General features: G+C 67.5%; 14 protein-coding genes. 7 read left to right on the top strand and 7 right to left on the bottom strand.

Translation table 11 applies throughout. The annotated features are described in order from the left end of the window. The first annotated feature begins 7 nt into the window (after window positions 1–7). The 6 genes from VI056_06430 (at window position 8) to VI056_06405 (ending at window position 7,993) form a co-directional block, all read left to right on the top strand. Window positions 8–946: an NAD-dependent epimerase/dehydratase family protein gene (locus tag VI056_06430; GenBank protein HEY6202662.1), complete on the top strand. Its 939-nt coding sequence runs from the start codon at window positions 8–10 to the stop codon at window positions 944–946. Next, entirely contained in the window at window positions 943–2,094 is a 1,152-nt protein-coding gene (locus tag VI056_06425; protein ID HEY6202661.1) for a glycosyltransferase family 4 protein, read from the top strand. Before VI056_06430 ends, VI056_06425 begins: the two co-directional genes overlap by 4 nt. Next, window positions 2,087–3,292, top strand: a complete 1,206-nt coding sequence (locus VI056_06420; GenBank protein ID HEY6202660.1) for a glycosyltransferase family 2 protein — start codon at window positions 2,087–2,089, stop codon at window positions 3,290–3,292. The genes VI056_06425 and VI056_06420 overlap by 8 nt, the downstream gene beginning before the upstream one ends. Continuing rightward, window positions 3,289–3,837, top strand: a complete 549-nt coding sequence (locus VI056_06415) for an ECF transporter S component (GenBank protein ID HEY6202659.1) — start codon at window positions 3,289–3,291, stop codon at window positions 3,835–3,837. The genes VI056_06420 and VI056_06415 overlap by 4 nt, the downstream gene beginning before the upstream one ends. A 212-nt stretch (window positions 3,838–4,049) precedes the next feature. After that, entirely contained in the window at window positions 4,050–7,514 is a 3,465-nt protein-coding gene (locus VI056_06410; GenBank protein ID HEY6202658.1) for a cellulase family glycosylhydrolase, read from the top strand. After that, window positions 7,511–7,993 (top strand): hypothetical protein, encoded by a 483-nt coding sequence (locus VI056_06405; GenBank protein ID HEY6202657.1) that lies wholly within the window; start codon window positions 7,511–7,513, stop codon window positions 7,991–7,993. The genes VI056_06410 and VI056_06405 overlap by 4 nt, the downstream gene beginning before the upstream one ends. A gap of 332 nt (window positions 7,994–8,325) precedes the next feature. Here the strand turns inward: VI056_06405 and VI056_06400 are convergent, their stop codons facing one another. The 4 genes from VI056_06400 to VI056_06385 all read right to left on the bottom strand — a co-directional run bounded on the left by VI056_06400 (window position 8,326) and on the right by VI056_06385 (window position 11,017). Then, entirely contained in the window at window positions 8,326–8,664 is a 339-nt protein-coding gene (locus VI056_06400; GenBank protein ID HEY6202656.1) for a transposase, read from the bottom strand. A 31-nt stretch (window positions 8,665–8,695) separates the two neighbouring features. Beyond that, window positions 8,696–9,145, bottom strand: a complete 450-nt coding sequence (locus VI056_06395) for a transposase (GenBank protein HEY6202655.1) — start codon at window positions 9,143–9,145, stop codon at window positions 8,696–8,698. Next, window positions 9,142–9,396 carry a hypothetical protein gene (locus VI056_06390; GenBank protein HEY6202654.1) on the bottom strand — a complete coding sequence of 85 codons (255 nt, stop codon included), beginning with the start codon at window positions 9,394–9,396 and terminating at the stop codon, window positions 9,142–9,144. The genes VI056_06395 and VI056_06390 overlap by 4 nt, the downstream gene beginning before the upstream one ends. 118 nt (window positions 9,397–9,514) lie before the next feature. Beyond that, window positions 9,515–11,017 carry a glycosyltransferase family A protein gene (locus tag VI056_06385; GenBank protein ID HEY6202653.1) on the bottom strand — a complete coding sequence of 501 codons (1,503 nt, stop codon included), beginning with the start codon at window positions 11,015–11,017 and terminating at the stop codon, window positions 9,515–9,517. A gap of 98 nt (window positions 11,018–11,115) precedes the next feature. Between VI056_06385 and VI056_06380 the strand changes: the two genes are divergently transcribed. After that, the gene (locus tag VI056_06380; GenBank protein ID HEY6202652.1) at window positions 11,116–12,318 is read left to right on the top strand and encodes a glycosyltransferase; all 1,203 of its coding nucleotides are present in this window, start codon (window positions 11,116–11,118) and stop codon (window positions 12,316–12,318) included. A 744-nt stretch (window positions 12,319–13,062) separates the two neighbouring features. On the opposite strand, the gene groL is transcribed toward VI056_06380, so the two are convergent. From groL to VI056_06365, 3 genes are all read right to left on the bottom strand, one after another. Further along, window positions 13,063–14,694, bottom strand: coding sequence for a chaperonin GroEL (groL, locus tag VI056_06375; protein HEY6202651.1), 1,632 nt, complete (start codon window positions 14,692–14,694; stop codon window positions 13,063–13,065). 14 nt (window positions 14,695–14,708) lie between these two features. After that, window positions 14,709–15,020: a co-chaperone GroES gene (gene groES, locus VI056_06370; protein HEY6202650.1), complete on the bottom strand. Its 312-nt coding sequence runs from the start codon at window positions 15,018–15,020 to the stop codon at window positions 14,709–14,711. A gap of 127 nt (window positions 15,021–15,147) precedes the next feature. Then, window positions 15,148–15,735, bottom strand: a 588-nt coding sequence (locus tag VI056_06365; protein HEY6202649.1) for a GGDEF domain-containing protein, incomplete at its 5' end; no start/stop codon positions are given.

Genomic DNA, 15,735 nt, shown 5'->3' with positions numbered 1-15,735 from the left:
GCGTGGCGTGCAGGGCTGGCGCGACCGCGTCGTTGTCACGGGCGGGGCGGGGTTCATCGGTAGTCACCTCGTTGATGCGCTCCTCGACGGCGACGCCGTCGAGGTCATCGTCGTCGACAACATGACGCGGGGGCGACCGGAGAACCTCGCCGCCCGGGAGAACGACCCCCGACTCCGGATCGTTCACGCGGACGTACGGGACCTTGCGGAGATGCGGCGCGTCTTTCGCGGGGCGACGCTCGTCTATCACCTGGCGGCCCAGTCCACGGTCATGGGCGCGGCCGCGGATGCCGACTACACCTTCGGCACGAATGTCGTCGGGACCTACAACGTCCTGAATGCGGCGGCAGCCCACGGGATCCGTCGCGTCCTTTTTACGAGCTCACGTGAGGTGTACGGAGAGCCCGTGAGCCTTCCGGTGGACGAGGCTCATCCGCTCTATTCGATCAATCTCTACGGCGCGAGCAAGGTCGCGGGCGAGGCTCTATGCCGGGCGTTCGCGCGCGAACGAGGTGTCGAGACGACCGTGTTGCGGTTGGCCAACGTATACGGGGAACGCGACTTCGGACGGGTCATCCCGCATTGGATCGGCGAAGCTCGGAAGGGCCGTGACCTCGTGGTCTACGGCGGGGAGCAGATCATCGACTTCATCTGGATCGGCGACGTGGTCCGCGCGCTCAGACACGCGGCTGACGCCGATGTCGCGCTTCCCCCGATAAATGTCGCGAGCGGCACGGGCACGAAGATCCTCGACCTCGCGCGACGGATCGCACAGATGTCAGGCGCGAGCATCGAGATCCGTGTTGAGCCACGCCGGTCCATCGAGGTCGTGCGCTTCGTGGGGAGTACTGATCGCATGGTGGCGCTACTTGGGGTGCAGTCACCTCCAGATCCGCTCTATCAGCTCGTGAGCATGATCCGCGGTGTCGCCGGCGCCGCAGCGTGACGAGCCCTCGCGTTCTGCTGACGGTCGGCACAGACACCACCCGCGACACGTCAGACGCGCCCCGGCGCGACTTCACGGTGCTGGCGGCGGACCTTGAGGCAACGCTGCTCGATCGCAGTGCCGTGGAGCGGTCTCGGGTCGCGCGTGCGATCCAAGCCGTGCTGGGATTCGCTCCGGCCCAAGCATGGCTTGCCTACCGGCGCCGCGACGCCTTCGACGTGATCGTCACCGACGGAGAGCACGTCGGCATCCCGCTCGCCCTTCTGCTCAGGACTTCGCGGTCGCCAGTGCGGCATGTGACGATCGGACATCGGTTGACCTCGCGAAAGAAACGCCTCTTCTTCCGCGTCCTGGGCGTGCAGCGCCGCATCGACCGGTTCGCGCTCCACTCGCGTCGACAGCGCGACGTCGCCGTCCAGAAGCTAGATGTTCGGCCCGACCGGGTCGCGCTGATCCCGTATCAAGTGGACACGAAGTTCTGGGCACCGCGGCCGAGCGCCGACGAGCGTCTCATCGTGAGCGCGGGCTTGGAGCACCGTGACTATGGGACCTTTTTCCGCGCCGTCACCGGTCTCGACGCGCACGTAGTCGTCGGCGCCGCGAGCCACTGGTCCAAGCACGCGTTCACGCACGCCAAGCCGCCTGAAAATGTCCGCATTGGAACATTTGACTATGCGGGGCTGCGAAGCCTCTATGCGCGCGCCGCGATCGTCGTCGTGCCACTCAACGACGTCGACAATCAGGCGGGCGTGACGACGATCCTCGAAGCGATGTCGATGGGAAGGCCGGTGATCGTGACGCAGTCGCTCGGTCAGACGGACGTGGTGGAGGACCGTCGTCGCAACGCCCGCGGCGCCATGCGGCAGCGACCGCAGAGCCTCGCCCGATCGCTCGCGACCGACGCGGGCATCCCGATCGAGCCCACGGGCTTCTACGTCGCACCCGGCGATGCCGCCGGTCTCCGCAAGGCCATCGACTATCTGCTCGCGCACCCCGAGGAGCGCGAGCGTCTGGGGCACGCGGGTCGTCGGCTCGCCGATGAGCTCTTCACCGTCGAACGGTTCGCCGAGCGAATGCGAGCACTGGTGACCGCATGCGTACTCGACACGTCCGCCCAAGGTTTCCGCCGCACCGTGTCCTATGGCTGAGCTTGCGGCCGTCGTCGGACTGTTCGCGGCCGTCGTGGCCGCGCCGATCGGCGCAATGGCGGCGTATCTCCTCGCGCTCAGCGCCGCAGCCTTCACGAAACGGCGGGCGCCGCCCGCGGAGGCGGCGCACCGCACGCACTTTGCCATCCTGGTCCCGGCGCACGATGAAGCACTGGTCATCGAGCGTCTTCTAGCGAGTCTCACCGCCCAGCGCTACCCACGCGATCACTACGACATTCATGTCGTCGCCGACAACTGCGGCGACGAAACGGCGGCCCTCTCGCGTCGAGCTGGCGCAATCGTCCACGAGCGGAAGGACGATCAACGACGCGCAAAGGGCCATGCGCTGCGCTGGCTCCTCGACATCGTCCGCGCCGGAGGCTATGGGGCGTATCTGGTGTTCGACGCGGACTCGGTCGTGGCACCGGACTTCCTCGCGCGCATGGATGCGCGCCTGGCAACAGGTTCGCTGGTCCTGCAAGCGCATTACACCGTGCTCAACGGCGCCGACTCCCCTGTCGCCGCGGTGCGCGAGGCCGCGCTCGCGTCACTGCATTACGTCCGACCGCTCGGTCGATCGGCGCTCGGCCTGAGCTGCGGCCTCAAGGGCAACGGCATGTGCTTCGAGGCGCGAACGTTGGACCGTCACGGCTGGGGAAGCGTTGGGCTTGCCGAGGACGTCGAGCTGCACCTCGCGCTCGTGCGGCGTGGAGTGCGGGCCGAGTTCGCGCCAGAGGCTGTTGTGCGCGCCGACATGCCACTGACGCTCGCGGCTGCCTACAGCCAGAACGTGCGGTGGGAAGCCGGTCGCCTCGCCAGCGTGCGCGGCGACGTCGTGTGGTTGCTGCGCGATGGCCTTGTGGCTCGTGATCCCCTGCTCGTCGATGCGGCCATCGAACAGCTTGTACCGCCCCTATCCGTCGCGGTCGCAGTCGCCGCCGCGTGCGCGTTCGTCGGTGTCGTGACGGGGAATGCCGCGGCGGCCGCGCTCGGCGTCTTCGCGATGACGGGCCTGATGGTCCACGTGCTCTCAGGCCTGATGGCCGTTCGGGCACCCGTTACCGTGTATCGCGCATTGCTGCTGACGCCGGCGTACATCGTCTGGAAACTGATCCTCTACGCGCGCGCGACGGTGACTCCGGCGGGTCAAGCTTGGGTACGGACCGAAAGGCGGCGCTCCACGAGCCCTGACCAGTGAGCCGGACGCTCGCGCTGCGCACGATCGCGATCACCACTGCCTTCGCCGCGATCCAAGTGGCCCTCATCCTCGCGGGGCCGTCCTCCGTGCCGCTGCCGACCGGCCTGAACGTGACGATCCTCGCCATCCCGACGATCCTCGCGGGCGTGCTCGCCGGAGTTCTCGGCGGCGGTGTAGTGGGCTTGGTTTTCGGCGTCACGAGCCTCGCTGTATCAACTACTCCACTTTTCCGGGACCCGGTCGTAGCCCTTGTGCCACGGATCCTCGTCGGCATCGTCGCGGCACTCGTGTTCCGCTATTCGCGCTCGATCAACGAGGTCGTGGCGCTGGCCCTCGCGGGCGCCACGGGAGCGCTCGTGAACACCGGCGTCGTGCTCGCTTTCGCCGCGGTCCTCATCGGCCCTACCGGTGCTCCTTATCTGCCACCGGATGCGGCCAGCGACGTCGCGCGCGCGAACATTCCGTCTGAAGCGCTTCTGGCGATGCTCTTGACCATCGCCGGCGGGCTTGCCGCGCGCGCCGCCAGGCTCCTGCTCAAGAGATAGCGCCCTCAACGCCGTCGAGAGGCCCGCAATGTGGTTGTAGCCCGAAAGGACTAGTACGCGCGCGCTTGTGAGCCAAAAGGACTAGGTTTCCTAGCCCATTCACGCTAAAGCCAATGGGGCAGACGGTCAGTTACACGTAGCAGGGCATGAAACTCCGAGGAACGCTGCTCGTCTCCCTGGCCCTCACGATCTCGTTGGTCGGAGCTTTGGGCTTGCCCAGCAGCGTCTATGCGGCCGGGACATTCCTTGAGACCTTCACCGGTGCGCCGTCAGTGCCCACGCCATGGCATGGACCCAACTGGGATGTCACGGTCACGTCCCGTGATGTGGGGACCTTCAACAGCCTCGACGCGATGAACGCCTCGCATGGCAGCGACTGCGGTGCCCCACCGGCAACGCACGTCAACACGAGCTACGAGGGTGTGGTGTTCCAGTGCAAAGACCACGTCATGACGGCGATCAAAGGCGAGGGATACGCGGCGATCTACCTCACCCCGAACCAGCTCGTCGACTTCTCCGCCGGCGAGGCCGTCGTGAAGTTCGACGTTTCGACCCAGAGGACCTCGAACCGTGACTTCCTCGATTTCTGGATCACGCCGTTCGACCAACAGCTGCAGCTTGCTGGTGACATTGGCGACGTTGACCTGAACGGGTTCCCGCGGAACGCGATCCAGATCCGCCAGGACCAGTTCAACTCGGGGACGATCTACCGCGGGAACGTGATCAAGAACTTCAGCGGAGTGCAGGTCGGCGCCAACGACGGCCTCTCGGTCCAGCAGGTGCTGGCTGTGTCCGCCAGTGTTCGCACGACATTCGAGCTTCACGTTTCGCGCACGCACCTGAAGTTCGGCATCCCGTCGGTCAACGCTTGGTGGGTCGACACGAACATCGCGGACCTGGGCTGGTCGACCGGTACATTCACGATCGGCCACCACAGCTACAACCCGGAGAAGGCCGATGGGTGCGGACCACCTCCTGGGATCGCCGCCTGCGCAGCCGGTACCTGGCACTGGGACAACGTCTCCATCTCGCCGGCGATCCCGTTCACGATCCTGAATGCGGACCGTCGTGCGGCGAGCGCGAGCAGCCCGGGCGCGATGTCGTTCCCGGCACCGGCGCCGGCTGACTCGCGTCTGCGCTTCACCGGCATCGGACGCAGCCTCGCTGTGAGCTTCAACGGCGGCCAGACATGGCAAGCGGCTCAGCGCCAGGCGTACAGCCAGCAACTCGGCGAGGAACACTTCGACTCCTTCTGGATGCCGATCCCCGCCGGCACTCAGAGCGTGCAGTTCAAGGGCAGCGATTGGTACGGTGGCCCGTGGGTCGTTCAGAACGTCGGCGTCTGGTCCAGCACCGTCGGCGTCGGCACGACGCCGGTACCGACCAGCCCGCCGCCGCTTCCCACGGTGGCTCCGCCGGCGCCGCCGACCGTCGCGCCAACCGTCGCGCCGACCGTGGCGCCGACCGTGGCGCCGACAGTCGCGCCGACTGCGCCGCCGCTGCCGCCGGGGACGGGTCTTGCCGCCGCCAGCTCGATCCTGTGGCAGGGCGCGCAGTACTACGTGCACGGAGCGAATGTGCCTTGGTACAACTGGGCCTGCGACTTTGGCTGTGGCACCGGCTCTGGCGTCTCGAACTCGGCGGTGAACGCCGCGCTCGACGCGCGGTTCGCGCAGGCGAAGGCCGCTGGTCTCCACACCATTCGCTGGTGGGTCTTCGAGGGGACGGCGTGGCAGGTCCGAACGGACAGCGCCGGAACTCCGACCTCCATCGATCCCGCGGTTTTTCCCGACTTCGATGCGGCTCTCGCGCTCGCAGCGAAGCACGATCTGTACTTCGACTTTGTGCTCTTCAGCGCGCCCTCGGCGTTCCCCGCGGCATGGCAGACCGACGCGACGAAGCGCGCTGCGTTGGCAACAGCCCTAGGGCCGCTGTTCGCGCGTTATCGCACGAACCCGCGCATCCTCTCATGGGAGATCTACAACGAGCCTGAGCTCGACGTGTGGAATGCCAAGATCGACCAGGCTTCGGTCCAGGCGACGGTCCGCGCGATCGGTGCCGCGGTGCATGCGAACAGCAGCGCCTACGTCACCGTCGGCTCCGCCACGCTGGACGGCCTCCCGATGTGGAAGGGCCAGGGCCTCGACTACTACCAGGCCCACTGGTACGACTACATGAGCAGCGGTGATTGGTGCGCGATGTGCACCGATTACGCGACGGTCCGAACGCGGTACGACCTCGATCACCCGCTGGTGATCGGCGAGTACTACGCCGGAGCCGACACGTCGGGCCGCTTCACAAGCTTCTTCGACAAGGGCTACGCCGGCGCTTGGCCGTGGTCGCTCTTCCCGGCGAAGACCTCTGACCAGCTCGCCGTCGACCTCACGCAGGCGACCGCGTTCACCGCGTCTCACGCAAGCGTGGTCGGTCCGCGTGTCGGTGGGACGACTCCGACCGCCCCACCAACGACTGCCCCCACGGTCGCGCCGACCCCAGCGCCGACCGTCGCACCAACGACTCAGCCGACCATCGGGCCGACGCTCCCGCCGACGGTGCCACCGACAATCGGGCCGACGCTTCCGCCGACTCCGGCTCCCACCGTGGCGCCGACCATCGGGCCCACCCGGCCGCCGACCACGGCACCGACCGTCGCTCCGACCCCGAGCGGCGCGCTTCCGACCGTCCCCGCCCCGTCGCAGGTCGTTGGTGGCAGCGGCGGTGGCACCACCGGCGGTGGCACCGTCGTACACATGCCTCCCGCCACCGCGGCGCCCGCGATCGCGAACGTCCAGCCCACGCCGCCGCCAGCGAGCGCGTTCCACTCGCGCTGGGTCGATCAGTCGGACTACCTCACGATGCAGCCTGGTCAGATCGGGCGCGTGACCATGCGCTTCCGCAACACTGGCACGGCCCCATGGGTCAAGGGCGTCCAGGGGCAGCAGGCTCTCCTGGGCGTGAGCGGAGAGCCGACCCCATACGTCTACGCCAGCGCGGATGACTTCTACCGCGCGGTCGCGGCCGATCGTGGATCCGGCATGTCCTTCCAGGCGAGCGCACTCGATAACGTGCCTGTCGTGCTCCCGCGCGTCTCCGAATTGGTTGCGGTGGCGTGGCCGAGCGCGGACCGCACCGCCGTGCAGAGCGAGGATGTCGTGGCCCCCGGCGAGCTCGGCACGTTCGCGTTCAACGTCCGCGCCCCGCTCGAGCCAGGCGTCTACAAGCTCGGTCTGCGTCTCGTCATCGACGGGACTGTCTGGATGGAGAACGCGGGAGCGTTCATCCTCATCACCACGCTTGCCGACTATCACGTCCAATGGGTCGGCCAGAGCGCCTACCCCACCGTTCGCGCGGGCACGACGAGCGCCCCGATGAGCGTGACCTTCCGGAACACCGGGTCAATGAACTGGGTGCGTGGTGTGCTCGGCCAGCAAGTCAACCTCGGCGTGACCGACTCGGCGGACGCGTGGCAGCCGTTCGCTGCGAACTGGCCGACCGGCGACCGCGTCGCGGTCCAATCCGAGGCGAAGGTCTTGCCCGGCCAGAATGTCACGTTCACCTTCCAGGTTCACGCCCCGCCCGCGCCCGGTAGGTACATCCTGCGGCTCCGACCGGTCGTCGATGGGTCCATGTGGCTCGAGGACCAGGGCGTGTATATGTTGATCACCGTCATTCCGTGAGTGGTCGCGTGGCCGATGCCCACACGTTCGTCGCGAGCCTCCGTGCGTCAGAGCAGCAGCGGCCAGCGTTCGCGGCGATCGTCCGCCAGACCTGCGCGCTCGCGCTACTGGTCGCGGCGAGTCTGCACATCGCCGTCGGTCTCGACCACGCCGGGTCGATGTTCGGAAACCTCTCGTTCGCGGCCGGGGTCGCGCAGGGCGTGTTCGCCACACGGATGCTGCGTCGCGGGGCCGGCGCTCTCGCCCTTCGGGCTGTGGTGCTGCTCAATCTCGTCCTCATCCAGCTCTATCTGCTGAACGTGACCGTCGGTCTGCCGCCGGCTATCGCGCACAGTCACGAGAGCGGCGAACGCACGGTGTGGATGTTCACGCTCGCAGTGCCCGGCGCCGTGGAATGGCAAGGCGCCCTTGTAACCGCGGCGCAGATCACGAGTGCCGCATGTGCGGCGTGGCTCAGTCGACCGACTCGGTCGCGCTAGTTCTAAGACTGACGGACTTCGTTGAACACTATTGGAGCTTCCAGAAGACAGGAAGATCCAGATGACCGAACGAGAGCTCTCGCGCTGATATGGCGCGGCCGGTCAACTGTGATCGGTGGAGCGAGCGCAAAAGGGAGCACGCGGACACGTGGCAGCGGCGCTTCGCCACGCTGATATTCGCGGATCTGTCCCGCATGTCGGTGGTACGCCGGAGGCTGCCCCCCACTAGTCACGTGGCTCGGACCGTGGTCCGCCACATAGCTGAAACGGGGATCCCTCCGAAGGGCTCGCCCGCGGGCTCCCAGCTGCGCGCGCCCCAGATGCAGCAACGTTCAGCTCGCGGTCCGTCCGCTCATGAGGCCCCAGACGAGGCCCGCGAGTTCGCGCGCGGCCGCGACCGTCGCGACCTGAGTCGGCTTGCCGCGCTGAGCGATGCGCCAGTACCGCCGGTGCAGCCGCTGCTGCGCGCGCATCACGTACTGCACGACGTCGGGACTCTGACCTGCGACCCGGCGACGGAAGGCCGCGCCAAAGCTCGGCCGGCGCGGCGCGGCCCAGGCCGCCTCGACCAGGATGCGCCGCAGGTGGGCGTTGCCGGTCTTGGTGATCGCGCCCTGGCGGCGCCGCTCGCCGCCGGAGCGCTCGCTCGCGGTGAGCCCGGTGAAGCCCATGAAGTGTCGGGCCGTCGCGAAGCGGGTGAAGTCACCGGCCCTCCACCAGCAGCGTCAGCGCTCTGAGCTCCTTGATGCCGCGCAGGCAGCTGAGCCGCCGCACCGGTTCGGCGTACGGCTCGCTGTGCGCGACAGCGGCGATTTCGGCGTCGAGCGCGCTGCGCTGGGCCAGGCGGGTCTCGATCACCGCGAGGTGATGGTCGAGGAGCGACGCCAGCAGCGCGCTCTCGAACTGCTGCTCGCGGATCCAGCGTAGGTGCTTGGCCGTCCAACCCTTGCCCTCGCGGTACGCGCGGCCGTGGCGCAGCAGCAGCTTGGTGGTGCGATGCCGGGCGCGCAGGATGTCCTCGGTCTGGTCCTCACGCGCCCGGACCAGGTCGCGCACGATCTCTTCGGCGGGGCTCGGCGTACGCACCGCGGTGAGCTCACCCGCACGGTGCAGCCGACAGAGCATCCGCGCGTCGCGGCGGTCGGTCTTCACGCGCTGCCCGGGTCGCTTGGGATCAGCGCCGGGGCGATCACCGCGCAGTCGACACCCGCGGCGAGAAGCTGGCGCTGCAGCTCGTATCCGGTGGGCCCGGCCTCATAGCAGACGCGCCGCGTGGCCGGATCGCCCCAGCGGCGCAGCTGCCTGCGCACCGCCTTGGGCGTGTTCGCGATGGTCTGCTCGAGCGGGACGTGCTCGCCTGGGCGCAACAGCGCGATCGCGATGCTGTGCTTCGAGACGTCCATCCCAATGAATGTGGCGCTACCTCGGTCATGGCCGGCGTCCTCCGTCTGCGTGCTCTGGGTCCGGGAGACCGGACCTAATCCGCGAACATACGGTGCGGCGCCGGCCGCGCCATCCGGACTAGCTCTTTCCCGTGAGCACCGGCACGAGGAGCAGCCGGATCGACTTGTCGCGAAGCACGCTCATCGCGAAATGTGGCGGTGACGAAAGGAACGAGTAACGCATCGCCGTTCGCGCGAGCGCGACGTCCCCAGCGCTGTAGTGCGCCCGGGCGGCCTGTCCGAAGTAGAACGAGTACGTCCCACGATGGGCGATGAACGCCGTAATGGTGCTCAGACGCACGTTCCCTGGCATCCGTAGGGCGTTGCGCCACATGACCGTGCTGAGGTACGGAAGCCTCGTCCACATGAGATGCGTGTCCGTCCCGATCGGTCGCTGTCGAAAGAGCACCGACGGCCGCGGAACGAATCCGATGCGCGCGATCGCGGCAAGGCGGAGCTGCCAGTCCCAATCCTGGTCGCCCTTGAGTCGTTCGTCGAACTCACCAACACGCTTTGCGACGCTCGCGCGGACGATGGTCGTGCCGATCTGCGGGTGGAATGAGAAGAATTGGGTCGCGACGCGACCATCGGAGCGAATGCGCGTCGGCCATGGCTGGCCGAGCTCACGGCCAGTGATATCCGTGTTGACGGCTTGACCAATCGCTGCGTCGAATTCGGGGTGCTCGGCCAGCATGAGCAAGTGCGGTCGCACATGCGACATGAGCCACAGGTCGTCGTCGTCCAGGAACGCGATGAAGTCGCCAGCCGCGAGCCGAAGGCCCACGTTACGTGCTGCGGCGGCACCCCTCGTCTGGACGGCCGCGTATGTCGCGTCGAAACGAGCGGCGACGTCCCCGGCGGGCCGGCTGTGGCCATTGTCGGCCACGATGATCTGGAACCGAATGTCCGGTCCTTCGATCGCACGAATGCTCGCGAGGGCCTCAGCGAGCATCTCGGGGCGGTCGCACGTGGGGACGATGACCGAGACGAGGGTCGGAGTCGCCAACGGCTCAGTCCACGTTCGGCGCGCATCAGGCTGGCCACCACCAAGTGCCGTGCAGCGCTTCTGCCGGCTGCGCACCGTCGACGTGAGCGCGGACATCCTTCGGCGGAGGGCCGCGCCGCGACCACGCCCGAGTGCTTCGACAGCCGACACCAGACCCGCGAGCTCGATCATCGATGCGAGCGGGCTCGACTCAATGGCAGCTGCGAACTGCAATGGGTCTCCGGTCCGGAACGCGACCTGCACGTGCTGGCAATCCCGGAACTGCATGACGAGGGCCGCCGCACGGCACCCGTCGTCGAGGGTGGAGAAGGACGCCGTGTCCGCGGAGCTCCCGGCGCCCGCGTGGTGCGCGCGCCCGGTGTAACCGGCCCAACCAGCGCCCTCGAGCTTCAGCGGGTTATGCGTTCCGTCGTCGCGACCACCGGTCCTGCGGTGCACCACCGCGGCAAATACGGGCGCCATCGCTGGCGACGGGTCCATGCCCTGAAAGCAGGCGAATGCCGCGTTGATGGAGCTGCCGCAAGCGGCGTCGTACGCGGTCAGCCGATCATCGGACCCAGAAACTCGCTGTCCCACCCGCCCGGGAGCCTGACGGTCCGCCGTTTGGGAGTGGATACGGCAAAGTTGAGCGGCGGTTGCGGCGGCCAGCCGCGGAGCCCCGTTAGCCTCCGGGTGTGAGCGCAGAGGAGGCAAGGCGAGCGCCGGCTGGTCGCGTGCTCCTGGCCCTCCAGTCGGTCACCGTCGGCGGGATGGAGGGCCAATGCGTGGACATCGCGGTCGAGCTCGTCGGGCGCGGCGTTGAGGTTGCCGCTCTCGTGCCGGTCGCGCCCGCGTTCGACGGGCTTGCAGGGCGTTTCGCCGCCGCCGGCGCCCGCGTCGAGCGGCTCGACACCGACGCCCGCCACGGCCGCGTGGCGCAAAGCGTCGCGATCGCGCGTGTGATCCGCTTCATGCGCGATTGGCGACCCGATGCCGTCCACGTCCACACCGGCGGCCCAACGGGCGGCGTCGCTCTCATCACCGCGGCACGGATCGCCACCTCGGCGACGGTCGTGTTGACCGAACACAACGTGCCGTTCGCGGAGCCCGGGACGCGACTGCGCCTCGCGACACGGCTGAAGGATCGACTGCTGCACGCGGTCGTCACACTTTCCGCCAGGAATGCCGCGCTGCGCCGTACCTGGCTGGGTGAGCCGCGCAACTTCGTAGGCATCCCGCCGGGCATCCGCATCGCGGAGGTCGATCCGGATGTCCGCGCGGCGCATCGCGCGCGGATCCGTGACTCGCTTGGGATCCCGACCTCGGCCGTCGTCATCGCGTGCGTGGCGCGCCTCGCGGACGAGAAGGGCCTCGACGACCTGATGCGCGCATTCGCCCAAGTGAGGCTCAACGCGCCCTGCTGCCTGCTGCTGATCGGGGACGGCCCGCTCCGGGACCATCTTCACGCGCTTTCCGCGGAGCTCGCGGTCGCGGACAACATTCACTTCCTCGGGCACCAACTCGACCCCGCGCCATTCCTTGATGCGAGCGATGTCTTCGCTCTCGCGGCGCCGCTCGGCTCGGGATCGGTCGCATTGCTGGAGGCGATGGCACGAGGGCTGCCTTCAGTGATCACGTACTGCGGACCTGGTGAGTTCCTGGTGCCCGACCAGACTGGCCTATGCGCGCCGCCGGCCGACCCGGTCGGCCTGGCGCGCGAGCTGCTGCGGCTCGTCCAGGATGCGGACCGTCGAGCTGACCTCGGCGCAAGAGCGGCCGTGCGGGCTCGTGAGAAGTTCCGCATCGAGAATGTCGCGCGCGATCTGCTCGACGTCTACGCGTCGGCAAAGACCGGTATCCCAGAGCGCCTCCGTGCCTCGCGACTCCTCACATGGTGACCCAACCGAAACTCGACCGCTTCCCATCCAACCCGCAGACAATGGATGTCAGTGTGTGTTGGGCATATGGAACCGATCTTGGTGGAGGGCGCAGAAGCTCGCGCGACCAGCGCGGACGCACAGGGACGCGACGAGTCCTCGCGGGAGGAGCAGCGCGCGCGGCGAAGCGTGACAATCGCGATGCGCCTCCTCGGTCCGCCCGACGCCGGGTCGGTGAACAACGTCGAGTAGCTTCGGCGGCAGTTCGACCGCGTGCGCACTGGGGCTCAACCGGATCTCCACCGCGACCGGTTAGGCCTGTCGGACGCGGCGTCGGGTCAGGTGAGCGAGTAGGGCGTGTTGGATCCAGGACGGCCGGGGATGGTGGGATACCCGCTACTCAGCCCTGACCCGATACGCCGTTTGGGCTGCCGAAGCTGGGTCGCGCGCGTCGCGTTCGAGTTGTCGGCCGTGCTCACTAGGATCACACGGCGCGCGTAATCACCGAAACACCTGCTTCTTTGCGTCTCGGCTATCTAGATGAAAGGCGCGGGGCCGCCGCAGCGTTGGTGGGTGAGCGAGCGGTGACCCCGCGCAGCCCAACTAGACCCCGTTTAGTGGTGAGGTCTGCGTCCGCGCTGGTTGCATCTTCGTTGTGAACGTATCTGCGGTGTCTCGATCTCTTGGCGCGCGCGATTCGCGCAGTAAAGAAGAGCCCCGCCGTTAGTTCCGGCGGGGCTCTCTTCCTGCGTCGCCTGACAGCGGCTAATAGTCCATCCCGCCGCCACCGGGCATCGCGGGAGCCTTTTCCTTCTCGGGAAGGTCCGTGATGAGCGCCTCGGTGGTCAGGATCATCGCGCCGATGGACACCGCGTTCTCGACCGCAGACCGGACGACCTTGGCGGGGTCGATCACGCCGGCCTTGAACAGGTCGACGATCTCGTTCTTGATGACCTCGTAGCCCCAGACGTTGGACTTGGTCTCGGCCTGCTTGCGGCGGATGCCGTCCAGCATGACCGAGCCATCGTGTCCGGCGTTCGCGACGAGCTGACGGAACGGCTCCTCGAGCGCGCGCCGCAGGATGTTCACACCGGTGAGCTCATCGCCCTCGGCCTTGACCTTGTCCAGAGCCTTGATGGCGTTGAGCAGGGTGACCTCGCCGCCCGGGACCATGCCCTCTTCGACGCCCGCGCGGGCAGCCGAGAGCGCGTCCTCGACGCGGTGCTTCTTCTCTTTGAGCTCGACCTCTGTGGCCGCGCCGACCTTGATGACGGCGACGCCGCCGGCGAGCTTCGCGAGACGCTCCTGGAGCTTCTCCTTGTCGAAGTCGCTGGTCGTCTCTTCGATCTGTGCCTTGATCTGCTTCACGCGGGCCAGGATCTTGTCCTGGTCGCCGTGACCCTCGACGAAGGTGGTCTCGTCCTTGGTCGCCGTAACACGGCGAGCGCGTCCGAGGTCCTGGATCGTCGTTGAGTCGAGCTTGCGGCCGGCCTCTTCGGTGATGACCTGGCCACCGGTGAGGATCGCGATGTCCTCGAGCATCGCCTTGCGGCGGTCACCGAAGCCCGGCGCCTTGACGCCGAGCACGTTGAGCGTGCCGCGCAACTTGTTCACGACGAGCGTGGCGAGCGCCTCGCCGTCGATGTCCTCTCCGACGATGATGAGGTTCTTGGAGACCTGCACGAGCTTCTCGAGCACAGGCAGGATGTCGGTGATCGCGGAGATCTTCTTGTCGGTGATGAGGATGTACGGGTCCTCGATGATGGCTTCCATGCGGTCCGCGTTGGTGACGAAGTACGCCGAGATGTAACCGCGGTCGATCTGCATGCCCTCGACGAACTCGGTCTCGAACTGCAGGCCCTTGGACTCCTCGACAGTGATCACGCCCTCGCGACCGACCTTGTCCATCACGTCAGCGATGAGCTGACCGATGCTCTCGTCGGCGGCGGAGATCGTCGCGATCTGCGCGATCTCGGCCTTTCCCTTGACTTCCTTTGCGTCGGCCTTGATGGCCTCGACGACAGCCGCGCCACCCTTCTCGAGGCCGCGCTTCAGGAGCATCGGGTTCGCGCCAGCGGCGATGTTGCGCAGACCCTCGTGAACGATGGCCTGCGCGAGGACGACCGATGTGGTCGTGCCGTCACCGGCGATGTCGTTGGTCTTCGTCGCGGCCTCCTTGAGCAGCTGTGCGCCCATGTTCTCGAATGGATCCTCGAGCTCGACCTCGCGCGCGACGGTGACGCCGTCGTGCGTCACGGTCGGCGATCCGAACTTCTTGTCGAGCGCGACATTGCGGCCCTTCGGGCCGAGCGTGGTCTTCACGGCGTTCGCCATGACGTCGACGCCCTGCTTCAGCTTCTTGCGCGCCTCATCGGTGAATACGAGTTGCTTTGCCATGTTTATCCCTCTCCCTATTCCTCGATGCGCGCGAGGACGTCCTTCTCCGACAGGATCAGGTACTCCTCACCATCGAGCTTGAATTCCGTTCCGGCGTACTTCTGGTAGAGGACGCGCTCGCCCTCTTTGAGCTCGACCGGAACGCGCTTGCCGTCCTCGTCACGGTCGCCGGGACCGACCGCGAGGACGCGGCCTTCCATCGGCTTCTCTTTCGCGGTATCGGGTAGGAAGATCCCACTCTTGGTGGTCTCCTCACGGTCGAGGGCCTTGATGACCACGCGGGATCCGAGCGGCTTGAGCTTGATCTTCTCTGCGACTGCTGGCATTCGAATTTCCCCCTTCACTTCGCCCGCGCCGGTGCCCGGCTGGGGCCGTCGTTTTGAATTAGCACTCGCCCTGGTGGACTGCTAACACTGTAGGCAGGGCCGAAAACCCTGTCAAGGCGAGCGGTCGCTAGGTCCCGGCCGCCGCCTCGGTCGTCTCGGTCATGATGCGGTCCTTTCCTGCCCGCTTGGCCGCATACAGCATCGCGTCGGCGGCCTCCACCGTGTCCTCGGCCGTGCGGCCGGTGCGCCACGCGCTCACACCGGCGCTCACCGTGATCGCAGTGTGCGGTTCGGCGCGGCCCTGCGCCGCGAGAGCCTCCCGCACCCGCTCGGCCAGCACGCGGGCATCGTCCAGGCCGCCGCGCGGGATCAGGACCAGGAATTCGTCGCCGCCCGTCCGCACGCCCACGTCCGACCCGCGCGCCGTCTTGCGGAGCACGTTCGCGAATCCGCGGAGCGCGAGATCGCCGGTCTCATGGCCGTAGGTGTCGTTGACCTGCTTCAGGCCGTCGACGTCGAACGCGATGACGGCGTAGCTCTGGCCGTGGCGCGTCGCGAGCGAGTGCAGCAGGCGGAGCTGCTCGCGGAGGAAGTGGCGGTTGTGTAGCCCGGTGAGGCCGTCGGTCGTGGCCTGGCGCTGCGCGGTCTCGAGCACCCGGCGGTTGGCGATCGCGAGCGCGACACGATCGGCGGCGGCGATCGTGAACGTGTCCTC

Source organism: Candidatus Limnocylindria bacterium, assembly GCA_036523395.1.
Classification (GTDB): Bacteria; Chloroflexota; Limnocylindria; order P2-11E; family P2-11E; genus CF-39.
This window is presented reverse-complemented; position numbering and strand designations above follow the sequence as displayed.

Coding starts and splice junctions, on each gene's coding strand:
- VI056_06390 (HEY6202654.1), bottom strand. CDS start 9,396: ATGGACGTCTCGAAGCACAGCATCGCGATCGCGCTGTTGCGCCCAGGC.
- groES (HEY6202650.1), bottom strand. CDS start 15,020: ATGCCAGCAGTCGCAGAGAAGATCAAGCTCAAGCCGCTCGGATCCCGC.
- VI056_06420 (HEY6202660.1), top strand. CDS start 2,087: ATGGCTGAGCTTGCGGCCGTCGTCGGACTGTTCGCGGCCGTCGTGGCC.
- VI056_06400 (HEY6202656.1), bottom strand. CDS start 8,664: ATGGGCTTCACCGGGCTCACCGCGAGCGAGCGCTCCGGCGGCGAGCGG.
- groL (HEY6202651.1), bottom strand. CDS start 14,694: ATGGCAAAGCAACTCGTATTCACCGATGAGGCGCGCAAGAAGCTGAAG.